The sequence below is a fragment of the Noviherbaspirillum sp. genome (assembly GCF_036563305.1).
GTDB lineage: Bacteria > Pseudomonadota > Gammaproteobacteria > Burkholderiales > Burkholderiaceae_D > Noviherbaspirillum.
Genome location: NZ_DATCMQ010000012.1, coordinates 133548 through 156483, shown reverse-complemented (window position 1 = coordinate 156483; position 22936 = coordinate 133548). Strand labels below are relative to the sequence as shown.

At 63.3% G+C, this 22936-nt stretch carries 24 protein-coding genes; 10 read left to right on the top strand and 14 right to left on the bottom strand.

The genetic code is table 11. The features are described from left to right. Positions 1 to 65: 65 nt before the first annotated feature. From VIM12_RS10210 to VIM12_RS10175, 8 genes are all read right to left on the bottom strand, one after another. Positions 66 to 944: a peptidase gene (locus VIM12_RS10210; RefSeq protein ID WP_331941514.1), complete on the bottom strand. Its 879-nt coding sequence runs from the start codon at positions 942 to 944 to the stop codon at positions 66 to 68. 76 nt (positions 945 to 1020) lie between these two features. Beyond that, a complete protein-coding gene (locus VIM12_RS10205; protein WP_331941513.1) occupies positions 1021 to 1818 on the bottom strand; it encodes a transglutaminase family protein in 798 nt (265 codons plus the stop codon). Positions 1819 to 1831: 13 nt separating this feature from the next. Continuing rightward, a complete protein-coding gene (locus tag VIM12_RS10200) occupies positions 1832 to 2794 on the bottom strand; it encodes an alpha-E domain-containing protein (RefSeq protein WP_331941512.1) in 963 nt (320 codons plus the stop codon). Between the two features lies 1 nt (position 2795). Next, positions 2796 to 4211, bottom strand: coding sequence for a circularly permuted type 2 ATP-grasp protein (locus VIM12_RS10195; protein WP_331941511.1), 1416 nt, complete (start codon positions 4209 to 4211; stop codon positions 2796 to 2798). Positions 4212 to 4297: 86 nt separating this feature from the next. After that, positions 4298 to 6334, bottom strand: a complete 2037-nt coding sequence (locus VIM12_RS10190) for a sodium:solute symporter family protein (RefSeq protein ID WP_331941510.1) — start codon at positions 6332 to 6334, stop codon at positions 4298 to 4300. Then, entirely contained in the window at positions 6324 to 6596 is a 273-nt protein-coding gene (locus VIM12_RS10185; RefSeq protein ID WP_331941509.1) for a DUF4212 domain-containing protein, read from the bottom strand. Before VIM12_RS10185 ends, VIM12_RS10190 begins: the two co-directional genes overlap by 11 nt. After that, entirely contained in the window at positions 6596 to 8158 is a 1563-nt protein-coding gene (locus VIM12_RS10180; protein WP_331941508.1) for a sensor histidine kinase, read from the bottom strand. The genes VIM12_RS10185 and VIM12_RS10180 overlap by 1 nt, the downstream gene beginning before the upstream one ends. Positions 8159 to 8211: 53 nt before the next feature. Next, positions 8212 to 8904 carry a response regulator transcription factor gene (locus tag VIM12_RS10175; RefSeq protein WP_331941507.1) on the bottom strand — a complete coding sequence of 231 codons (693 nt, stop codon included), beginning with the start codon at positions 8902 to 8904 and terminating at the stop codon, positions 8212 to 8214. Positions 8905 to 9132: 228 nt separating this feature from the next. Between VIM12_RS10175 and recA the strand changes: the two genes are divergently transcribed. From recA to VIM12_RS10130, 9 genes are all read left to right on the top strand, one after another. Then, on the top strand, positions 9133 to 10176 hold the full coding sequence (gene recA, locus VIM12_RS10170; protein WP_331941505.1) for a recombinase RecA: 1044 nt from the start codon (positions 9133 to 9135) through the stop codon (positions 10174 to 10176). Between the two features lie 69 nt (positions 10177 to 10245). Beyond that, entirely contained in the window at positions 10246 to 10701 is a 456-nt protein-coding gene (gene recX / locus VIM12_RS10165; RefSeq protein ID WP_331941504.1) for a recombination regulator RecX, read from the top strand. A gap of 342 nt (positions 10702 to 11043) precedes the next feature. Then, a complete protein-coding gene (locus VIM12_RS10160) occupies positions 11044 to 11631 on the top strand; it encodes a DUF2889 domain-containing protein (RefSeq protein WP_331941503.1) in 588 nt (195 codons plus the stop codon). 42 nt (positions 11632 to 11673) lie between these two features. Then, positions 11674 to 12840: an ADP-forming succinate--CoA ligase subunit beta gene (gene sucC / locus VIM12_RS10155; RefSeq protein WP_331941502.1), complete on the top strand. Its 1167-nt coding sequence runs from the start codon at positions 11674 to 11676 to the stop codon at positions 12838 to 12840. Between the two features lie 14 nt (positions 12841 to 12854). Further along, positions 12855 to 13736, top strand: coding sequence for a succinate--CoA ligase subunit alpha (sucD, locus tag VIM12_RS10150; protein ID WP_331941501.1), 882 nt, complete (start codon positions 12855 to 12857; stop codon positions 13734 to 13736). Positions 13737 to 13840: 104 nt separating this feature from the next. After that, the gene (locus VIM12_RS10145; protein WP_331941500.1) at positions 13841 to 14650 is read left to right on the top strand and encodes a Stp1/IreP family PP2C-type Ser/Thr phosphatase; all 810 of its coding nucleotides are present in this window, start codon (positions 13841 to 13843) and stop codon (positions 14648 to 14650) included. A gap of 11 nt (positions 14651 to 14661) precedes the next feature. Beyond that, complete coding sequence (locus VIM12_RS10140; protein WP_331941499.1) at positions 14662 to 15249, top strand: FHA domain-containing protein; 588 nt, start codon at positions 14662 to 14664, stop codon at positions 15247 to 15249. 180 nt (positions 15250 to 15429) lie between these two features. After that, positions 15430 to 15897 (top strand): pilin, encoded by a 468-nt coding sequence (locus VIM12_RS10135; RefSeq protein ID WP_331941498.1) that lies wholly within the window; start codon positions 15430 to 15432, stop codon positions 15895 to 15897. 96 nt (positions 15898 to 15993) lie between these two features. Then, entirely contained in the window at positions 15994 to 17475 is a 1482-nt protein-coding gene (locus tag VIM12_RS10130; protein WP_331941497.1) for an O-antigen ligase family protein, read from the top strand. 5 nt (positions 17476 to 17480) lie between these two features. On the opposite strand, the gene moaC is transcribed toward VIM12_RS10130, so the two are convergent. Then, positions 17481 to 17981: a cyclic pyranopterin monophosphate synthase MoaC gene (gene moaC / locus VIM12_RS10125; RefSeq protein WP_331941496.1), complete on the bottom strand. Its 501-nt coding sequence runs from the start codon at positions 17979 to 17981 to the stop codon at positions 17481 to 17483. Between the two features lie 124 nt (positions 17982 to 18105). Here moaC and VIM12_RS10120 point away from each other — a divergent pair, with 124 nt between their 5' ends. Continuing rightward, positions 18106 to 19575 carry a M48 family metallopeptidase gene (locus VIM12_RS10120; RefSeq protein WP_331941569.1) on the top strand — a complete coding sequence of 490 codons (1470 nt, stop codon included), beginning with the start codon at positions 18106 to 18108 and terminating at the stop codon, positions 19573 to 19575. Between the two features lie 74 nt (positions 19576 to 19649). Here the strand turns inward: VIM12_RS10120 and VIM12_RS10115 are convergent, their stop codons facing one another. From VIM12_RS10115 to VIM12_RS10095, 5 genes are all read right to left on the bottom strand, one after another. Continuing rightward, positions 19650 to 20249 carry a DUF2946 family protein gene (locus VIM12_RS10115; RefSeq protein ID WP_331941495.1) on the bottom strand — a complete coding sequence of 200 codons (600 nt, stop codon included), beginning with the start codon at positions 20247 to 20249 and terminating at the stop codon, positions 19650 to 19652. 2 nt (positions 20250 to 20251) lie between these two features. Beyond that, a complete protein-coding gene (locus tag VIM12_RS10110; RefSeq protein WP_331941494.1) occupies positions 20252 to 21193 on the bottom strand; it encodes a YheT family hydrolase in 942 nt (313 codons plus the stop codon). A gap of 7 nt (positions 21194 to 21200) precedes the next feature. After that, entirely contained in the window at positions 21201 to 21629 is a 429-nt protein-coding gene (locus tag VIM12_RS10105) for a nuclear transport factor 2 family protein (protein ID WP_331941493.1), read from the bottom strand. Positions 21630 to 21769: 140 nt separating this feature from the next. Then, positions 21770 to 21976: a zinc-finger domain-containing protein gene (locus VIM12_RS10100; protein WP_331941492.1), complete on the bottom strand. Its 207-nt coding sequence runs from the start codon at positions 21974 to 21976 to the stop codon at positions 21770 to 21772. A gap of 18 nt (positions 21977 to 21994) precedes the next feature. Then, the gene (locus VIM12_RS10095) at positions 21995 to 22915 is read right to left on the bottom strand and encodes a branched-chain amino acid transaminase (RefSeq protein ID WP_331941491.1); all 921 of its coding nucleotides are present in this window, start codon (positions 22913 to 22915) and stop codon (positions 21995 to 21997) included. Positions 22916 to 22936 lie beyond the last annotated feature (21 nt).

Genomic DNA, 22936 nt, shown 5'->3' with positions numbered 1-22936 from the left:
CCTGACGCGCAGGGCGGCAGGGCCGCACGCTTCGGAAAACGGCTGCGATGTGCAGCCGTTTTTCTTTAGTGCTGCTGGCGGTCGGGGTGCTGCTGTGCCAGTGTCTGCAGCGGTGCGGGTTGGGCCTGCGGGGCGGCGACGCCGGACGGCGGCGCAACCCGCAAAGGCTGGGCGCGGCCGGAGGAGACGGCCTGGGCGCTGGCCTCGACGTCGGGAGCGGCGTTCCAGACCGGATCGGCAATGCCTTCGAAGATGCGCTTCAGCTGCTGTCCCCAGGTATTCCGGATCATCTGGAAATACTGGTTCTTCTCGTCGATGTTGACAAAACGGCTCACCGCCAGCTTGTCGGTTTCATAGATGAGCAGGTCGAGCGGGAATCCGCAGGAGATGTTGGAGCGCAAGGTTGAATCCATCGACACCAGCGCGCATTTTGCCGCTTCGTTGAGCGGCGTGGCGGAGGTCAGGACCCGGTCGATGATTGGCTTGCCGTACTTGGCTTCGCCGATCTGGAAGTAGATGTTCTCGTTGTGCGATTCGATGAAATTGCCGGCCGCGTACACCTGGAACAGCCGGCAACGCTCGCCGCCGATCTGGCCGCCAAAGATGATGCTGACGTTGAAATCGATGCCGAACTCGCGCAAGGCCTTGGCATCGCGCTCGTACACTGCGCGGACGGCATCGCCCACGATCTGGGCGGCCTCGTACATGGACTGCACGGTCCAGATGCTGCGGCCGTCTTCGCCGGCCCGCTCGCTGATGATCTGCCGGACCGACTGCGAGATCGCCAGGTTGCCGGCTGTCATCAGCACCATCATGCGGTCCCCGGGATTCTCGAAGACCGTCATTTTCCGGAAGGTGCTCACCTGGTCCACGCCGGCATTGGTGCGGGAGTCCGACAGGAACACCAGGCCGCTGTCGACGCGCATGGCGACACAGTAAGTCATGTTCGCGATACAGGGGGATAAAAGGCCGATTCTACCCGATGCCGCAGATTCTTAAGAGAAAGAAGGATCGGTGTGTTCACCGCGTCACATCAACGTTCACTTCAAGCGATTCCTGCCCGCCGCCCCGCCGTACGCCGCGGATCGGCGCCGCCGAATCATAGTCCCGACCGACCGCGAGGCGGCACAGGCTGTCGTCGGCAAGGCGGGAGTGGGTGACATCAATGCTGACCCATCCGCTGAAGCCGGGTTCCTCGACCCACGCGTCAACCCAGGCATGGCTGGCCGCATGCGGCGTGTCGCCGGAATCGATGTAGCCGGAAACATATCGGGCAGGCATGCCGAGGACGTGGCAGCAGGCCAGGAACAGGTGCGCATGGTCCTGGCAGACGCCCTGGCCGAGACGCAGGGCATCGGCCGCGGTGGTCGTCACGGCAGTTGCGCCCGACTGGTAGGCAACGGTGCCGGACAGGGCCTCGGCCAGCGCAAGAAACTGCCTGGTGCCGGCCCCGGGCTGAAGGTGACGCCGCGCGAACTCCGCCACCGCGTCGTCAGGCTCGGTGAGGCGGGTCGGCACCGTGAAGACAAGTGGCGAAAGATGGCCGGGATCCGCGATGCGGCCGTCGTCCGGCGGATTCACCTCGACCACGCCGGAAGCGACGATGCGGACCTCCTGGTGCAAGCCAGTGAGCGTCATCATGTGACTGTCATTGCAATAGGCGTCACGCACGGCATGCCGCTGGCCGGGTGAAACGATCTGCCAGGACAGGACGCGCTGGTACGGTTCGGTGCGCGGCGTCAGGCGCAGCTGCTGGATCGTGTAGGTCAGCGGTGCGGTGTAGCGGTACACGGTCGAGTGTGTGATGGTCATTCGCATGGGATGCCTTTGCCTATGCCGCCAGCGGGACCAGGAAATCGCGACTGACCCGGTTCCCGAGTTCGTAGATGCGTTCCAGGAATTGTGTCAGGTAATCGTGCAGACCGTCCCGCAGAATCTCGTCGATGTTCGCAAACTTCAGCTCCGCGTGCAGGCGCCCGGCGAAACGCTCGGTGTCGGCGGACACGTCATTGCGCACCTGCTGCAGGTTGCCGACCACCTCCTCGATGCAGGCGAGCAGCGAGCGCGGCATGTCCGATCGCAGGATCAGGAGCTCGGCGACCCGTTCCGGCGTGATCACGTCGCGGTAAACCTTGCGATAGATTTCGAACGCCGACACCGAGCGCAGAATCGCTGCCCAGTAATAAAAATCGAGCTGCACGTCGTCGTCCGGGTAGATCTCGGCCCCCTCGTTGCCGTTTGCGCCGTGGAATTTTACGTCGAGGATGCGGGCGGTGTTGTCGGCCCGCTCGAGGAAGGTGCCGAGCCGGATGAAATGGAAGGCCTCGTCCTTGAGCATGGTGCCGATGGTGACGCCGCGCGACAGGTGCGACCGGTACTTGACCCATTCGAAGAACTGGCTGGGATCGCGCTCCAGCAGGTTGCCCTTCAACTTGGCCTGCATGTCGAGCCAGGTCAGGTTCTGGGTTTCCCAGACCTCCGTCGTGAGCGCGCCGCGCACCGCCCGCGCGTTTTCGCGCGCCTGGGTCAGGCAGGAGGCGATCGAGGACGGGTTGTGGGGATCGCGCACCATGAAGTCCAGCACGTCCCGGGCCGTCATCAGGCCGTACTTCTGGTCGAACGCTTCCAGCAGTTCCGAAATGCCCAGCATGGCGCGCCAGCCTTGCTCCGCGGCGTGGGCCGACTGTGGCAGCAACGCGGTCTGCACGTTGACGTCCAGCATGCGGGCGGTATTTTCCGCGCGCTCGGTATAGCGCGCCATCCAGAACAAGTGATCGGCAGTACGGCTCAGCATGTCATTTCTCCAGTACCCAGGTGTCCTTGGTGCCGCCGCCCTGCGAGGAGTTCACGACCAACGAACCTTCCTTGAGCGCGACACGCGTCAATCCGCCCTTGACCATGGAAATGGTCTTCCCGGACAGCACGAAAGGACGCAGGTCGATGTGCCGCGGCGCGATGCCCGACTCGACATACGTCGGGCAGGCCGACAGCGCCAGCGTCGGCTGCGCGATGTAGCCTTCCGGCCGCGCTAGCAAGCGCTGGCGGAAGGACGCGATTTCGGCGGCGGTCGCCGCCGGGCCGACCAGCATGCCGTAGCCGCCGGCCCCGTGCACCTCCTTGACCACCAGCTGCGGCAGGTTGGCCAGCGTGTAGTCGAGGTCTTCCTTGCGCCGGCACTGGTAGGTGGGCACATTATTCAGGATCGGACGCTCCGAGAGGTAGAACTCGATCATGTTCGGCACGTGCGGATAGATCGACTTGTCGTCGGCGACACCGGTGCCGATGGCGTTGGCCAGCGTCACCCGGCCGGCCCGGTAAACCGAGAGCAGGCCCGGGACGCCGAGCGACGAGTCCGGCCGGAATGCCAGCGGATCGAGGAAGTCGTCGTCGATGCGGCGGTAGATCACGTCCACCCGCTTGGGGCCGCGCGTGGTGCGCATGAAGACCGCGTTGTCACTCACAAAGAGATCCTGGCCCTCCACCAGTTCGACGCCCATCTGCTGCGCGAGGAACGCATGTTCGAAATAGGCAGAGTTGTACATGCCCGGGGTCATCACGACGACGGTCGGGTCGTCCACGCCGACCGGCGCGACCGAACGCAGGTTGTCCAGCAACATGTCGGGATAGTGGGCGACCGGCGCCACCTTGTACCGGGCGAACAGTTCCGGGAACAGCCGCATCATCATCTTGCGGTCCTCGAGCATGTATGACACGCCGGAGGGTACCCGCAGGTTGTCTTCCAGTACGTAGAACTCGCCTTCTCCCGCCCGGACGATGTCGACCCCGGCAATGTGGGCATAGATGTCCGACGCGACCGAGATACCCTGCATCTCGGGCCGGTACTGCGCGTTGCGGAAAATCTGCTCGGCCGGTATCACGCCCGCCTTGACGATGTTCTGCTCATGATAGATGTCATGAATGAACATGTTCAGTGCCTTGACGCGCTGCACCAGTCCCGCTTCCAGTTGCGCCCATTCCTGCGCCGGCAGGATGCGGGGAATGATGTCGAAGGGGATCAGGCGCTCGGTGCCGGCATCGTTGCCATAGACTGCGAACGTAATTCCTACACGACGGAAGATCAGGTCGGATTCCGTCCGCTTGCGCGCGATCAGCTCGGGCGGCTGTTCCGCCAGCCATGCTTCGAATTCCCGGTAGTGCGGGCGAACCACGCCGTCGCCGTCGGCATACATCTCGTCAAAGAAGTTGGACATGATTTGATATCGTTCTTCGGTCCCGGCAGGCGCCGGACTCCGTGCACCATCTTGTAACAAGAAACGTGCCAGTCAGCATTGATCTGTCACGGACTCCGTATGTGATCGACCAGTGCGGCGGTATGGCGGCCCGGCGCTGCGGTCATCAGGCTGACCACGGCGATTGCGAGGAAGCCCGCTGGCACCCCGAATACGCCTGCCGAAATGGGGGCAATGTCCAGCCACTGGTTGAGCGGCGATCCGCCGAGCGCCGGATAGGTGCACATCATGTAGTAGATGCAGACGGCGAAGCCGACAAGCATTCCGGCGATTGCACCTTGCTGGTTCGCCCGTTTCCAGAAAACGCCCAGAACGAGGGCGGGGAACAGGGTGGACGAGGCCAGCGAGAATGCCGCGCCGACCATGGACAGGATGTCGCCCGGTTTCAGGGATGCGGCGTATGCGGCGACCAGCGCCACCACCAGCAGCAGCAGCTTGGAGATTGTCACCCGCTTCTGGGTCGAGGCGCTCGGGTCGACCGTCTTGTAGTAGATGTCGTGCGACAGCGCATTCGAGATCGTGAGCAGCAGGCCGTCGGCGGTGGACAGCGCTGCTGCCAGGCCGCCCGCCGCGACCAGGCCGGAGATCACGTAGGGCAGGCCGGCGATCTCCGGCGTTGCCAGCACCACGATGTCGCCGTCCATCACGATCTCGGCGAGCTGCACGATACCGTCCTTGTTCAGGTCGGTGATGGCGACCAGCGGGTTGAGCTTGTCGATGCTGGCCCAGTAGGACACCCAGGACGGCAGCTTTGAGAACGACGTGCCGACCAGCGAGGTGTAGATGTCGTATTTCACGAGTACCGCCAGCGCCGGCACCGTGATGTACAGCAGCATGATGAAGAACAGCGACCAGAATACCGAGCGCCGGGCTTCCCGCACCGAGGGTGTCGTATAGAAGCGGACTAGGATGTGCGGCAGCGCGGCGGTGCCCATCATCAGGCACAGCACCAGCGCAAGAAAGTTGTTGCGCTTGGCATCCGATGCCTCCTGGGTCTTGCCCGGGAAGGGGGCCTCGTGCGCAACCACCGGCTCGGACCGCGCGAGATTGTAGTTGCGCGCTTCCGCCCACTTGCGCCGCGCCTCGGCGACATCCTTCGGGTAGGCCGCCAGCGCCCGGCTCGCCGCCTTGATCTCGATCAGGGTTGCGTTGCTCCGCTTGAGGTCGTCCACCTCGCGCTGCATCTCGGTCAGGCCCTCATCCCAGGATTTCGGCAGCGCCTGCAGCTTCGCTTCGTACTCGTCCGCCCGCTGCCGGAAGATCGCGCGCACCTGCTGTTCCATCAGATCATTGTTCAGCTCCTTCTCGCGCTCGCTCAGTTTCGACAGGGCGGTGCCGTAGGCAAGCTGCGGCACCGGGATGTTGGTATGCTTTACCGACAGCCACGTCACCGGGATCATGTAGGCGATGATGATGATGATGTACTGCGCCACCTGGGTCCAGGTGATGGCGCGCATGCCGCCGAGGAAGGAACAGACCAGGATGCTGGCCAGCCCGAGGAAGATGCCGACTGAAAAATCCACGCCGGTAAAGCGCGAGGTGATCAGGCCGACGCCATAGATCTGCGCGACCACGTAGGTGAAAGACACGAGGACGGTCGCCGCAACCCCCAGCACGCGTACGACATTGCCGCCATAGCGACCGGCATAGCGGGCGGCGAGGAAATCGGGAATCGTGTACTGGCCGAACTTGTTCAGGTAGGGGGCGATGAGCAGCGCCACCAGGCAGTAGCCGCCGGTCCAGCCGATGATGTAAGCCAGACCGTCGAAGCCCATCACGTACAGGCCGCCGGCCAGGCTGATGAAGCTGGCGGCCGACATCCAGTCCGCCGCGGTCGCCGCACCGTTGAACAATGCCGGCACCCGGCGGCCGGCAACGTAGTATTCGGAGACGTCGGAAGTCCGGCTCAGCACGCCGATGCCGGCGTAGAGGACGATGGTCGAGAACATGAACATGTACCCGATCCACGCGCGCGGTATGCCTTCCTTCTCGAGGATCGCGAGCGCCGCCAGAAAGACCCCGAAGCCGGCGGTGTACCAGCCATAGTAGGTGACCAGCTTGCGACGAAATATCTTATCTGCCATTGGCCGGCTCTTTTTTCAGTTTTTTGTCGAGGCTCTGCATGCGCTTGATGTACACGGCGACGATGACGAGATAGCAAAGCGTGAGCCCCTGGCCGGCCATGTAGAACGAGAAGGGCCAGCCGAACAGGGTCAGCGTGGACAGTTCCCGCGCAAAGAACATGGTGCCGAACGTGAGCATGAACCAGAGCGTCACGAGGGTGGCGGTAAGGCGGCGCGCGCGCCGCCAGTACTCGGCCCGGGTAAGCGGGGACTGCTTGTTCATCAGCCGATGTCCTCGATGAATTCCGGGCGCTGCTCCATCCGCAGCGTGACCCGGAACAGGCAGCCCGGCAGCTTTGGATCGTGGCTGTGCGGATTGCTGAAGATGTCGATGGTGGCGTCATGCTGTTGCGCGATCTCGCGCACGATGGACAGGCCGAGCCCGCTGCCTTCGGCGTGGCTGCCCAGGATGCGGTAGAAGCGCTCGAAGACGTGCCCGCGTTCCGCCATCGGAATGCCGGGCCCGGTGTCCTCCACCTCCAGGATCGCGAGCCCGTCCGGCGCATTGGCGCGCACCCGCACCGTGACGCTGCCCTCCGCAGGCGTGTAGCGCAATGCGTTGTCGATCAGGTTGCTCAGCATCTCGCGCAACATCACCGGATTGCCGCTGACCATGATTGGATACCCCGGCTGCTCGAAACCGAGGTCGATGCGATTGGCAAACGACGCCTGCACCCAGTCGTGTACGGCATTGCGCGCCAGCTCGGAAAGCTCCACCGGGACGAAGGGCTTGGTTGCCGGGGTCTGGTTTTCCGCGCGCGCCAGCGCGAGGAGCTGATTGACGAGCCGGGTGGCGGTCTGGGAGCTTTTGGAGAGCTGTTCGAGCGAGCGGTGGATTTCCTCTTCATTGGTCTGGCGCAGCGCCAGCTCCGACTGCATCCGCATTCCCGCCAGGGGCGTCTTCATCTGGTGCGCGGCATCGGCGATGAAGCGCTTCTGCATCTCGATGCTCTGGGAGAGGCGCTCGAGCATGTCGTTGAGCGAACGCACCAGCGGCGAGATTTCCTCCGGCACCTGGCCCGAGTCGATCGGGCTGAGATCGTCGGGACGGCGCGCACGTATCCGCTGCTGCAGCTCGGCAAGCGGCGACAGGCCGCGCGACAGGGCGAACCAGACCAGCGCGAGCGCAATGGGCAGGATGATGAATTGCGGCAGGATCACGCCCTTGATGATGTCGTTGGCCAGGTGCGCGCGCTTGTCCAGCGTCTCGCCGACCTGGACCAGCACCGTGTACGGCTCCCGCGCCGCGCCGCGCGCGCCACGATTGCGCCGCAGGTCCACATAGGTGTAGGCAATGCGGATATCTGCGCCGCGCATCGTATCGTTGCGAAACTGTACCGAACCGGCCAGCACCTTGTCTTCTGCCGGCGGCGGCGCCGGCAGGTCGCGATCGCCGTCGATCAGTTCGCCTTGCGGACCGACCACCTGGAAATAGACGTTGTCGATGTCATCCGCGCGCAGGATGTCGCGCCCTGAACCGGACAGTTGCGACACCACCTTGCCGTTGACCTCGCGCACCTGCTGGGCCAGGACGATCACGTTGTCATCGAGCGCCCGGTCAAAGGGATGGTTGGCGATGGACTTCGCCACCAGGTAGGTGATCGCAATGCTCATCGGCCACAGCAGCAGCAGGGGGACCAGCATCCAGTCCAGGATCTCCCCGAACAGCGATCGTTGTATCTGCTCTTCCGGTTTGGTCGCAAAGCGCTCCGCGTACTCGTCCGGCTCGCCATCGGCGTCATCGCCGATGCCGGCGCGGGCATCGAAATCGCGGGAATCGTTCATGTCGGGAGACCGGTATGCCGGCATTGGACAGGGTGCATGCGGCAGGGTGCGCGCTAGGACGCACCCGGCACGGCGCTGTCGGGGAATTTCTCGAGACAGTAGCCGAGGCCGCGGACCGTCGCGATGCGCACGCCGCTGGCTTCGATCTTCTTGCGCAGGCGATGCACGTACACCTCGATGGCGTTGTTGCTGACTTCTTCGCCCCATTCGCACAGGTGGTCAACCAGCTGTTCCTTGGAGACCAGCCGTCCGGTGCGCTGCAGGAGCACTTCAAGCAGTCCGAGTTCGCGCGCAGACAGGTCGAGCATCTGCTCGCTGATGTAGGCAATGCGGCCGACCTGGTCGTACGACAGTGGCCCGTGGCGGATCACCGTCGGCCCGCCACCGACCCCGCGCCGGGTGAGGGCGCGCACCCGCGCTTCCAGTTCGGACAGGGCGAACGGTTTGGCCATGTAGTCGTCGGCTCCGAGGTCGAGCCCCTTGACGCGTTCCTCCACCGAATCGCTCGCGGTCAGGATCAGCACCGGCAGCCTGGAGTTGCGGGCCCGCAGCCGTCGCAGTACCTCCAGGCCGGGCATTTTCGGCAGGCCGAGATCCAGGATCAGCAGGTCGAAGTCCTGGGTCGAAAGGGCGCTGTCCGCCTCGAGTCCGTTCTTGACGCAGTCGGTGGCATACCCCGACTGCCGCAGGGAGCGCGTCAGTCCGTCGGCTAGTACACTATCGTCTTCAGCAAGCAGGATCCGCATGGTCGAACAGGTCGGGGGAAGGGGACCTAGTCTATTGCCTTTTTTTTATACCGGCAAGGCAAGCGCCGGGCACGTCCTCGCAGGGAATCAAAATCCCGCCCGACGCGAAAATCCCACTTGCGCCCGCCACTGTTTTTTTATACAGTACTGCTTGTGACGTGAGAAGCATCCCCTGAATGCAGGGCAATCGGTATCCGATTCATCCATCCAACCGTCGAAAGAAACCTCATGGACGACAAGAAATCCGCGCAGAATCCTGAAAAGAGCAAGGCGCTCGCTGCGGCATTGGCACAAATCGAAAAGCAGTTTGGCAAGGGCGCGGTGATGCGCATGGTCGACGGCGCAGTTGCTGAAGAAGTGCAAGTTGTGTCGACCGGTTCGCTCGGCCTGGATATTGCGCTCGGCGTCGGCGGACTGCCCCGTGGCCGCGTCGTCGAAATCTACGGCCCGGAATCCTCCGGCAAAACCACCCTGACCCTGCAGGCAATCGCCGAAATGCAGAAGATCGGCGGCACCTGCGCCTTTATCGACGCCGAGCATGCACTTGACGTCGTCTACGCCCAGAAACTCGGCGTCAACCTGTCAGACCTCCTGATTTCCCAGCCGGATACCGGCGAGCAGGCACTGGAAATCTGCGACGCGCTGGTACGTTCCGGCAGCGTCGACCTCGTGGTCGTGGACTCGGTTGCCGCACTGACGCCGCGCGCCGAAATCGAAGGTGATATGGGCGATTCGCTGCCCGGCCTGCAAGCCCGCCTGATGTCCCAGGCGCTGCGCAAGCTTACCGGCAGCATCAACCGCACCAATACGTTGGTGATTTTCATTAACCAGATCCGTATGAAGATCGGTGTCATGTTCGGCAATCCGGAAACGACGACCGGCGGCAATGCACTGAAGTTCTATGCGTCAGTGCGTCTCGATATTCGCCGTACCGGGTCTATCAAATCCGGTGACGAAGTGATCGGCAACGAGACCAAGGTGAAGGTCGTGAAGAACAAGGTCGCGCCGCCGTTCCGCGAAGCGCATTTCGATATTCTCTACGGGGAAGGCACCTCCCGCGAAGGCGAAATCCTCGACCTGGGTTCGGAGGCAAAGATCGTCGAGAAGTCCGGCGCCTGGTACAGCTATAACGGGGAGCGCATCGGCCAGGGCAAGGACAATGCGCGCAACTACCTGAAAGAGCATCCGGAGCTTGCCCGCGAGATCGAAAACAAGGTGCGCGCTTCCCTCGGTGTGCCGGAGCTTCCCCCCGCCGTGGCAGAAGCCGAATAATCGACCGATACGGGTAGATCCAGCTTCAACGTTTACTTCACGTGAGGGAGCCCGCGCTGCCGGACCACCATGGCAAAACTGCAAATGAGTCTGAAAGCGCGGGCTCTGAAGTATCTGTCCGCTCGCGAGCACAGTCGCATGGAGCTGGCGCGCAAGCTTAGCCGCCACGCCCAGGAAGGTGACGATGTCGAGGCGCTGCTTGATGCACTCGAGGCCGCCAAATTCCTGTCGGAGACCCGCTTCTCCGAATCGCTGGTGCACCGTCGGGCTTCCCGGTTCGGTAACCAGCGCATCCTCTCCGAGTTGCAGATGCACGGCATTGACGCCGACGCGCTCAGTGAGATCAAGTCGGACTTGGCCGGCAGCGAAGCTGCACGTGCGGCTGAAGTCTGGCGGCGGAAGTTTGGCGTGCCGCCGGCGGATGCAACAGAGCGAGCCCGGCAAATGCGTTTCCTGCAACAGCGCGGTTTTTCCCAGGCTGCCATCCGCGCCGCACTGCGCAGTGGACCTGACACGGAAGAATAGAGACAGAGCCGTCCCCCCAAAACAGCCATCATTTCGCATGGCTTCCTACTGTATCCGCTTCCTCCTTCCTGACTGCTTCCTTGTCCAGGTTGCGGGGGGCGCGTGCAGCCTCACGTCCCTCTTGCGGGCCTCGTTCCGTCAGCATCCGTCCTTTGATTACGGCTCCAGGCCACCCGACTTTCCTTGGAAAAGTGGACACGTGCAACTTGGTTCGGGTCTTGCGACATGTGCTACACTTCCGTGGTTTTTGCAGCGCCGCATGAGCGGCTGTTGCCGTAGAAGCTGCGGCGACGACACGCAATTGCGGCATTCATTCTGGCCGCTTCACAGGCATTGGTGTATATGCCCCTATCTCCGCCGTCATCCCGCCGTGCGCTAAAGCACACACGCGCCATCGAAGTCCAAGCGTTCGCACGCGACGATGGGCTGTGGGACATTGACGCGCATATCACCGACATCAAGACCCGCGACAACCGGCTCGCCTCTGGCACCCGTCCCGCAGGCGCCCCGATCCACGATCTCTGGCTGCGCCTGACGATCGACACCGAACTCAATGTGGTTGACGCCGAGGCGGTCTCGGATGCTGTCCCCTACCCGGGCTATTGCGACACCAACGGCGCGGCCTATCGCAAGCTGATCGGCCTCAACCTGCTGCGCGGTTTTCGTGACGGCGTGCGGACGAGGCTGGCGGGCATCCAGGGTTGTACGCACCTGACCGAGCTCGCCCAGGTGCTGCCGACAGCCGCCATCCAGGCGTTTGCCGGCGAAGTGCTGGATACGCGCGACGGTCCCGATGCCGACGGACAGGGGCAGAAGCCGTTCCAGCTTGACCGATGCCACGCGTTGCGCACCGACGGCCCGGCTGTCGCCCGATATTACCCGCGCTGGTCGGTCGTGCCGGCCGCGTCGCGGGAATCCACCGAGTGTTAAACAAGTTTGTTTTTTTCAATAAGCGTCTGAAGGGAAGCTCGCATGAAAATCCATGAGTATCAGGGCAAAGAGATCCTCCGCAAGTTCGGGGTGACGGTTCCGCGCGGTATCCCGTGCTTTTCCGTCGAAGAGGCGGTCAAGGCAGCCGAGACCCTGGGCGGTCCGGTCTGGGTCGTCAAGGCACAGATCCACGCCGGCGGCCGCGGCAAGGGCGGCGGCGTCAAGGTCGCCAAGTCGCTCGACCAGGTCAAGGAATATGCGCACGCCATCATGGGCATGCAGCTGGTGACCCACCAGACCGGCCCGGAAGGCCAGAAGGTCAACCGCCTGCTGATCGAGGAAGGCGCCGACATCAAGAAGGAGCTCTACGTGTCGATGGTCACCGACCGTCTGTCCCAGCGCGTGGTGCTGATGGCATCGAGCGAAGGCGGCATGGATATCGAGGAAGTCGCCGAGAAGCACCCCGATCTGATCCACAAGGTAGTGATCGATCCGGCCACCGGCCTGACTGACGCCGACGCCGACGCCATCGCCGCGAAGATCGGCGTGCCCTCCGGCTCCATCGCCGACGCCCGCAAACAACTCCAGGGCCTGTACAAGGCATACTGGGAAACCGACGCTTCCCTGGCTGAAATCAATCCGCTGATCCTGACCGGCGACGGCAAGGTGATCGCCCTCGACGCCAAGTTCAACTTCGATTCCAACGCGCTGTTCCGCCATCCTGAAATCGTCGAGATGCGCGACCTCGACGAGGAAGACCCGGCCGAGATCGAAGCCTCCAAGTTCGACCTCGCCTACATTTCCCTCGACGGCAATATCGGCTGTCTGGTCAACGGCGCCGGCCTCGCGATGGCGACCATGGACACCATCAAGCTGTTCGGCGGCGAGCCGGCGAACTTCCTCGACGTCGGCGGCGGTGCCACGACCGAGAAGGTGACCGAGGCCTTCAAGCTGATGCTGAAGAACCCCAACCTGAAAGCCATCCTGGTCAACATCTTCGGCGGCATCATGCGCTGCGACGTCATCGCCGAAGGCGTGATCGCTGCATCGAAGGCCGTGCAGCTCGGCGTGCCGCTCGTGGTCCGCATGAAGGGCACCAACGAAGACCTGGGCAAGAAGATGCTGGCCGACTCCGGCCTGCCGATCATCTCCGCCGACACGATGGAAGAAGCCGCGCAGAAGGTCGTCGCTGCGGCCAACGGAAAATAATCGAGGGAAAAGCAATGTCGATTCTGATCAATAAAGACACCAAAGTCATCACCCAGGGCATCACCGGCAAGACCGGCCAGTTCCATACCCGTGCCTGCCGCGACTACGCCAACGGCAAGAACTGCTTCGTCGCCGGCGTGAACCCGAAGAAGGCCGGCGAAGACTTCGAAGGCATTCCCATCTACGCCAACGTCAAGGAAGCCAAGCAGGCAACCGGCGCGACCGTCTCCGTGATCTACGTGCCGCCGGCGGGCGCCGCTGCGGCGATCTGGGAAGCGGTCGAAGCGGATCTTGACCTCGCCATCTGCATCACCGAAGGCATCCCGGTCCGCGACATGCTGGAAGTGAAGGACCGCATGAAGAAGGCAGGAAGCAAGACCCTGCTGCTCGGCCCGAACTGCCCCGGCCTGATCACCCCGGACGAAATCAAGATCGGTATCATGCCGGGCCATATCCACCGCAAGGGTCGCATCGGTGTCGTGTCGCGCTCCGGCACCCTGACCTATGAAGCCGTGGCGCAGCTGACCGCGCTCGGTCTCGGCCAGTCGTCGGCAGTCGGCATTGGCGGCGACCCGATCAACGGTCTCAAGCACATCGACGTCATGAAGATGTTCAACGATGACCCGGATACGGATGCCGTCATCATGATCGGCGAGATCGGCGGTCCGGACGAGGCCAACGCGGCAGAATGGATCAAGGACAACATGAAGAAACCGGTGGTCGGCTTCATCGCCGGCGTCACCGCGCCGCCCGGCAAACGCATGGGTCACGCCGGCGCACTGATCTCCGGCGGTGCCGATACGGCGCAGGCCAAGCTGGAAATCATGGAAGCCTGCGGTATCAAGGTCACCAAGAACCCGTCCGAGATGGCGCGCCTGCTCAAGGCAATGCTGTAATCGGTCGCTGTTGAACGGCCAGAAGCGGGGAGCGTTTGCTCCCCGTTTTTTTTGCCCGCGCCGTCGCGCGCCGCGGCACTTGCCCTGATCGTATAATCGGCGGCATGGAACGCACATCCGGACTCGAATTCGCCTCCAGGACCGATCCCGGGCTGATCCGCGCGCAGAATGAAGACGCGCTCGCCTTCAGCCCGGAGTTCGGCTATGCGGTGCTCGCCGACGGCATGGGCGGATACAACGCCGGCGAGATTGCGAGCGGCATTGCGGTCGCCGTCGTGGTCGGCCTCCTCGACGAGAAACTGCCGGGACTGGACGGGCCGGTGCATGCGCTGCTGTCGGAAGCGGTGCAGGCCGCGAACCACGAAGTCTTCCAGGCAGCCCAGTCCCGGCCAGACTACCGGGGCATGGGGACGACACTGGTTGCCGCCTTGTTCCGGCGCGGCCGCATTCTCGTGGCGCATGTCGGGGACTCCCGACTGTATCGCCTGCGGAATGGCGGCCTGGCCAGGCTGACCGCTGATCACTCCGTGGTCCAGGAACAGATCGAACTGGGCTTGCTCGACGCCCGCGACGCCGCGAATTCGCCTGAACGTCACCTGCTCACACGCGCCCTCGGCGTCGGCGAGCAGGTGCTGGCCGACCTGACCGAGCATGTCGTCCAGCCGGACGACCTGTACCTGCTGTGCTCCGATGGCCTGACCGACATGCTCGCCGACGACGACATCGCGCACCTGCTTGTCGCCCACGGGCGTTCACCGGACACGGCCGCGAGCATGTTGGTGCAGGCGGCAAACGACCGGGGAGGGCATGACAACGTCTCGGTTCTGCTCGTCAGGGCTGGCAGCGCGGAGGCGGAAGCCGGCGATGAGAGCCTCCTTGGCAGGCTCTATCGCCAGATGCGCCGCTCGTCCTGAGGTTCTCGGCCATGGGGAAAATCACGGTCCTTCAATCCGGCGCAGCGCCTCGTGACGTCCAGCTCGACAAGCCGCGGCTCAGCATCGGGCGGCGGTCGCACAATGACGTCCGCATCGACGATCCGGCGGTCAGCGGCGAACATGCCGCCATTGTCCGCATCGGTGCCGATGTGGTCCTGGAAGACCTGGACAGCACCAACGGCACCAGGGTCAACGGCCAGCCCGTCAAGAAGCACTTCCTGCAGGACGGCGACGTGGTCGAACTGGCAACCCACCGTCTCGTTTATCATGCTGTGGCCGCGGTTTCCGCGCTGGCGCCCGACGACGTGCCGATACTCGAGGTGTCGACCGGACCAAACGCCGGACTGCGCACGCCTATTGTAAAAACAATAACCACCGTGGGTGCCGCGGGACAGATGCTCATGATTGTCCGTCGCGGCGCGGACTGGTACTTGCGCTCGGCGCACGGCGGCGCTGAACCGCCGTCAGATCGGTGCGCGCCCGAGATCAACGACCGCCGTCTGTATCATGGCGACGTCATTGTCGTTGGGGGCGACGAGTTGCGTTTCTTGCATCCCTGGCCGGCGAAACGTAACTGACATTTATTGTCAGTAACAGCTGGAAACAAATAAGAAATGACAATTTTTGTCAGCTGATGAACAAAAGGCGTCGCTTTTTCCTTGGCTGACCCGGTGGAGCCTGCGTTTTCTGGCTGGCATACTGCTTGCACATTGGAAAGCATGGCAGATCTGCTGCCTGCATTCACTAGGGAGATGAGAATGAAATCGATGCAAGTCATGAAGCAACGCGCACAAAGCGGTTTTACCCTGATCGAACTGATGATCGTTGTCGCGATCATCGGTATCTTGGCAGCGGTCGCCATTCCGGCATACCAGGACTACACGGCCAAGGCCAAGTTCTCCGCGGCTTACGCTGAGATCGCTGCTGGCAAGACGGCGATGGATATGCAAGCCAATGACAGCAAGCTGGTGTCGAACGACGCAGCAGGCCTCGCACTGATCGGCATGAAGCAAACGACCGTGAACTGCAACCCGATCGCGGCAAGCCTGCTTGCCGACGGCAGCGGCACTCTGTCCTGCAACATCGAAGGCGGTCCGAATTCCGTTAGCACGGCTTCGATCACCCTGACGCGTGCTGCTGACGGAGCATGGACGTGCGCCGCCACGTTCGGTGCTGGCGTAACGGGCAGCAAGTACGTCGGTTCGACCGGTTGCAGCGCAAGCTAACATTCCGGCCTCATCGGAAGAACGGGTGCTCATGCACCCGTTTTTTTTCGCCTCCGCAAGTCCCGCAAGTCAAAACCATTCATTGCAAGCGGCAGAATGACTTCCATCTTCCATCCTGCTCAAATCCTTCGGACGCATGCCCGCGTTCCCTTTGCATTGCTTGTGGCACTGGTGCTGGTCGCCAGTCCTTACTTCTCCTTTTCCTTTGTCGGCGGCGGATACCATGACGGTCAGCGATTCGGCGAAGCTGTTTGCCTGACCCTGGCGTCTGTCATTGCGGCCTGGCGACTGCTCGCCGCGCCGGCCACCGTTGCGTGGACCTCGCGATCAGCTTTGGTCGCGCTCGTCATTTTTTTCTCGCTGGGTGCCGTGTCGAGCAGCGTTGCCTACTCCCCGCGGCTCGCATTCCATGAGGTCGCCACATTCCTCCTCCTGCTTATTCTTGCCTTGCTCGTTGCCTCTGAGGTGCGGGCGGCGTCACAGCGATACCTGAATGCGGTTTTTTGCGTTTGCGGCATTGGATGCCTTTTCTATCTCTATCACCTGGCCATCAATTTCGTTGCCTTCGTACTGAATGATGTGCAGCCCCGGCACAATGACATTATTCATGGGTTCGACAATTTCCGCTTCATGAACCACATGCAGACGGTCAGTCTGCCGATCCTCTGTCTATTGCTGATCCGAAGCGAACGCTATGGGAAACAGTTCTGGCTCTGGTTCGGCACGGCCACGATGTGGTGGTCCATCGTATTTCTTACATCGGCGCGCGGCACCTTTGTCGGCATCGCAGGCGGTTTACTGATTGCGCTCATTCTCAGGCGCCGTTTTGCGCTGCGTTGGTGCGCGCTATTCCTTGCCACTTCGACCGCCGGACTAGTGGCTTACGTAGTCTTCTTCCGCTACCTGCCGACCGCCATCGGATTTGAGCCGCTCGACTTCTTGTCTTCCACCGTTGGCCGCACCGCGGCGGATCCCACCTCGCGGCGACTCGAGCTTTGGAGTTTGGCCTGGGACACAATACTCCAGCATCCGTTGCTGGGGATGGGGCCGGTGCACTTCGCGCACTATGCCGTCCACCTGAAGAACGCCGCTCACCCGCACAACTGGGTGCTCCAGATCGCATCGGAGTGGGGGGCGCCGGCGCTGCTGGCGCTTCTTGTCGCCGTGGCATCAGGATGTCGAGGGCTGTGGCGGGCGTCTCGGAACCTGCTTCCGAAAGACAGGCTGAATCAGGACCTGGCGTGCGCGTGGCTGACGATCGGAGGTGCCATCCTCATTGACGGACTGGTTTCAGGCCTGATCGTCATGCCCGTCAGCCAGCTCTGGATTGCCTTCTATATCGGGTGCGCGCTGGGCTGGGTGCGTTCCCGCCAGCGATCGACGCCGTTGCTCGGCAACGAAGAACTAAGGGGCGGTATTGCAAGAATGTTGGCCGTGCTAATCTTGTTGGCAGCTACCGTGCTGTTCTGGAACGGCCTGTATCCCGAGGTAGCGGATTTCGCGCGGTATCATGAGGAGGTCACCCGTGCCTTCCCGGGCATGTTCCGTCCAAGAATATGGCTGACCGGGCTGTTCTAGCATCGCTACGCTTGCCATTCTCCTGACTTGCCGCCACGCTTGCTGACAAGTCCGATGTCCGTCATGAGCATCCCGCGATCCACCGCCTTGCACATGTCATAAATGGTCAGCAGCCCGACCTGTACGGCGGTAAGCGCTTCCATCTCGACCCCGGTCTTGCCATAGGTCTCGACCTGCGCCGTGCAGCGTACTTCGCAACTGCTTTCGAGGATGGCGAACTCCACCCCGACCTTCGTCAATGCAAGGGGATGACAAAGCGGAATCAGGTCGCTGGTGCGTTTCGCCGCCATGATCGCGGCGATCCTTGCGATCCCGAGCACGTCTCCTTTTTTGGCAGTACCGGCCTGGATGATGGCGAGCGTTTCCTTCTGCATCCTGATCAGCCCCGTCGCCACGGCGACCCGATGCGTTTCCTTCTTCTCCCCCACGTCCACCATGTGCGCCTGTCCCGCCGCATCGAAATGCGTGAGCCCTGCGGCCGCCGATTCATGATCCTGGTTGCTCATTCGTAAAGATTCCCCGTGTCGCTTGATGATGTTCGGTCTCGGTTATCATAGCACCGTGAAATCTCCATCCCGGTCCTCGAGGCAGCGCGCCGGCCGGCGCATCGCTGCAACCGTCCTGTCTGCCATGGCGCTGGCGCTGCCCGTGCTGGCGATCGCCCCGCATGTCCAGGCCCAGAACCTTCCCAGCCTCGGCGACACCGAGCGCGAGGAGCTGTCGCCGGTCATGGAGCGCAAGCTCGGTGAGCAGATCATGCGCGACATCCGCCGCGACCGTGACTATCTCGACGACGAGGCGGTGCTGGAGTACCTGAACAATTTCGGCGCCACCCTTCTTGCGGCTGCGCCGGAGGCGCGCGGCGAAGCCGGTTACGACTATTTCTTCTTTGCCGTGCGCGACAGCATGCTGAACGCCTTCGCGCTGCCCGGCGGCTTCGTCGGTGTCCATTCCGGACTGGTGCTGGCCGCGCAGAATGAATCGGAACTGGCCTCGGTGGTCGCGCATGAAATCGGCCACGTGTCGCAGCGCCATATTGCCCGCATGCTGGGCAGGCAGCGTCAGGACGCGCTGATTCCGCTGGCGGCGATGGTGCTGGGGGCGCTGGCTGCCCGCTCCAGCCCGGACGCCGCCGGCGCCCTGATCATGGGTGGGCAGGGGGTGGCGCTGCAGCGGCAGCTCGGCTTCAGCCGTGACGCCGAGCGCGAGGCGGACCGTATCGGACTGGAGATCCTGCGTAACGCCGGTTACGACACGAGCGGGATGATCTCCTTCTTCAACCGCGTCCAGAACGCGAGCCGGGCCTACAATGACACCGCGCCGGCTTACCTGCGCTCGCACCCGCTGACGACGGAGCGGATGGCCGACATCGAGGCGCGCACGCGGGGACAGCGCTACAAGCAGCGAGCGGATGGGCTGGATTTCCACCTGGTGCGGGCTCGCCTGCGGGTGCTGCAGGACCTGTCCGCACAAGGTCTGCGCGAAGCGGCCTCGGCCTTCGACAGCCAGTTGCAGCAGAAGACCCGGACGCAGATCGCGGCGGGAAAGTACGGCCTGGCCTTCGTCGCGATGCGCCAGGGCGCGACGGCAAAGGCAAAGGGATTGCTGCAGGAGGCGTATGCGGCGGCGCAGGGCGCTTCGGCGCCGGTACAGACGCCGCTGCTCGCCGGTCTCGCCATTGATATCCGCCTGGCGGCCAACGAACACGAGGAAGCCTTGAAGGAGGCGGAGGCCGCCCGCGCGAAATTCCCGCTGTCCCGCAGCATCTCCAGGCAGTACGCGGACGCCCTGGTGGGATCGGGACGCGTGGATGAAGCCGTCAACTTCCTGCGCGACCAGGCACAGCTCTACCGCGAGGACCCGAAGCTGCAGGACCAGCTTGCGCGGGCCTATGCGGTGCAGGGCAAGCAGGCCCTGCAGCATCTGGCGCTGGCGGAATCGTATGCGCTCAATGGCAGCCTGCCGGCCGCCCTCGAGCAGCTCAACATCGCGCGCCGTGCACCTGACGCCAGCTTCTACGACCAGGCAATGATCGATGCGCGTGAACGCGAATTCAAGGCGCGCTGGCTGGAGCAGGTCAAGGAAGGGAAGGACCGCTAGACGGTGCAGGACCGCATGCGGGGACGCGGGCGGTGAACGTGTCACGCGCACGTCGCCCGAATCTTTCTCTTGTCTCAGTCCGCCTGCGGTGCGCTGACAAAACCGAAACGTCCCGCCAGCTCTGCGCGGCGGATGCGTCCGACGGGCAGGTGTCGACCGCCGGCGGCGAGCATCAACGCCTGCCCTGCACCACCATCCTGCTCCATCCATGCCAGCAGCTGCTCGTCCTCGACCGGTTTTCCGCCGATCACCAATAGCGACAGGCATTGCGCCATGTCGCGGTCGTCGACCAGCGCCAGCACTTCTCCCGCCTTCAGCAACAGTTGTCCCTGCTCGGTAAGCCACGCCTCGTCCACGGGAGGCAGCGCTTCCCCAGTGTGCAGTACGAAGCCGAGCGCCGGATCGGTGCGGGCGACGAAGGGCGTCGCGTCAAGGTTCACGTACACCCGTTGCGGACCGTTCTGGAAATACCAGCGGCCCCGATCGTCGCGCGTGTAGTTGCGATTGATGAAGGCAAGCAGCGCGGCGTTGCCGATGCGGTCGCCTGGCAGCTTGAGCGCCTGGGCGCGCTCGTCGCGCATCCGCCAGTTGCCGCGCGCGTCAAGCGCCAGCCAGCCGTAGCAGTGCGGCACGTTCGGCCATTTGGCCATTGCCTGCCTGACGATGTCGTCCATGTTCAATGTCCTTCGGTGAGGAAGCGCACGATCCGCGACGGCAGCCAGTCGATGCGCCCGGGAATGCCGCCGGCGGCGAATCCCACGTGGCCGCCGTGGTCCGGGTAGTCGAGCGTCACCTGTGACGAGGCGGATTGGGGCAGGTGGTGCGCCGGCAGGAACGGATCGTTCTTCGCATTGAGCACCAGGGTCCGCACCGCGATGTCGTTCAGCACATGGCGCGCGCTGGCCCGGTGCCAGTAGTCGTCCGTGTCGCGGTATCCGTGGAGGGGCGCGGTGACCACATTGTCGAACTCGTACAGGTTGCGGGCCCTCAGCATCCGGTCCGCATCGAACAATCCCGGAAACTGCTTCAGCTTTTGCAGGCATTTCGGCTTCAGCGTCTGCAGGAAAAGCCGGGTGTAGATCTTGTTGAAGCCGCGCGAGAGCGCCGCACCGCCGCCGGCCAGGTCGAGCGGCGCGGAGATGGCACAGGCAGCATCGACGATCCCGGCCTGCTGTCCCGACTCGCCGAGCCAGCGCAGCAGGGCATTGCCGCCGAGCGAGACGCCTGCCGCGTAGAACGGTCGTTCGCGTCCCGCCGCCAGCCGCCGGACGATCCAGTCGACTTCGGCCGCATCGCCGGAATGGTAGAAGCGCGGCGCGTGATTGAGTTCGCCAGAGCAGCCGCGGAAATGCGGGACCGCGCCCGACCAGCCGAGCGCGGCGATATGGGACATCAGGGCCCGGGCGTAATGGCTGGCGGAGGACCCTTCGAGTCCGTGGAACAGGACCAGGAAGGGCTGGCCGGGCCGGCCGTCGACGAAGTCGACGTCGATGAAGTCGCCGTCGGGGCTGTTCCAGCGTTCCCGCCGGAAGTCGAGCCTCGGCTTGCGGATCAGGGTCGCCGGGAAGATCGTCTGGAGGTGGCCGCCGGGCAGCCAGGAGGGGGCCGCGTAGTGCATGTCGACCTCAATGCAGCAGCGCGGATACCGGGATGTCGGCGGGCGCCTCGCCCGGCACCACCGAGGCATGGTGCGTCACCAGGCGCCAGCCCGCGGACGTTTTCATGTAGACATTGGTCGCCAGGATATGGATGTCCTGCTGGCGTGAAACCGTCCGATGGACCTCTTCGATGATGTTGTGGACGGCGGTCATGGTGTTCTGCGTGACATGGACTTGCACCGGGCGGATCTGCACGCCGCCCTGTTCAAAGATCGATTCCCAGGCGGCGCGGATCGAGGCATGACCGACCAGGCGCGGCGCGCCCGGATGGATGCAGACGATGTCTTCCTCGTCGGCCCACAGGGCCATCACCGCCTCCACGTCGGCACGGCTGATCGCTTCATAGAATGCGGCCTCGGCCTGTTCCGGTGTTTCGAGCATTGTGGGCAGTGGCATGGCGATTGGTTCTCCTTTTCCGGGAGGCATGGCGCAGCGGAAAAAGGCGGCAGCTGGTTGGATGAAGTCGAAGGCCCAGTATAGAGCAATGCCGCATACCGGGCTGGGCACCCGGGCAGCGGATGCGCCCGGGACGGAGGTCAGTGGCCCTTGACGTGCGTGCCGGGCTTGACCCGGTAGACGGTGCCGCAGTACGGGCACTTGCCTTCGCCATTGGCTTCCACCGGCAGGTAGACGCGCGGATGCGAAGACCAGATCGGCATGGCCGGGTTCGGGCAGTAGGCCGGGAGGTCCTTGCCGTCCAGTTCGACGTAACTCATGTGCTGCTGTTGTTGTGCTTGGGTCATGGGATGTTCCGATATTGATTAAACCAGGGTCAGCCAGTGCTTGTACTGCGGTGCCTTGCCGGCCACCACATCGAAGAACAGGTTCTGCAGCTTCTCGGTCACCGGGCCGCGGCGGCCTTCGCCGATCTGCCGGTTGTCCAGTTCCCGGATCGGCGTCACTTCCGCCGCCGTGCCGGTGAAGAAGGCCTCGTCGCAGCAGTACACCTCGTCGCGGGTGATGCGCTTCTCGATGACCTCGATGCCGAGGTCGCGCGCCATCGTCAGCACGGCGTCGCGGGTGATGCCGTCGAGGCAGGACGCGAGGTCGGGCGTATAGATCTTGCCGTTCTTGACAATGAAGACGTTTTCTCCGGAGCCCTCCGATACATATCCTTCGGTATCCAGCAGCAGCGCTTCGTCGTAGCCGTCCGCGAGCGCTTCCTGGTTGGCGAGGATGGAGTTGATGTAGTAGCCGGAAGCCTTTGCCCGCACCAGCGACACGTTCACATGATGCCGGGTGAACGACGAGGTCTTGACGCGGATGCCCTTGGCGAGGCCGTCCTCGCCGAGGTAGGCACCCCACGGCCATGCCGCGATCGCGACGTGAATCTGGTTGCCCTTGGCCGAGATGCCGAGTTTCTCGGACCCGATCCAGACCAGAGGACGCAGGTAGCAGGACTCCAGCTTGTTCTCGCGTACCACCTGGCACTGCGCCTCCATGATGGTCTCCATGTCGAAGGGAATCTGCAGCTGGAAGATCTTGGCCGAGTTGAACAGCCGCTGCGTATGTTCGCGCAGGCGGAAGATCGCGGTGCCTTCGTCCGTCTTGTATGCGCGCACGCCCTCGAAGACGCCCATGCCGTAGTGCAGGGTGTGGGTGAGCACGTGGATGGTCGCGTCGCGCCATTCGATCAGTTCACCGTCTTTCCAGATCTTTCCGTCACGGTCGGCCATGGACATGTCGTTCTCCAGAGTCATGCA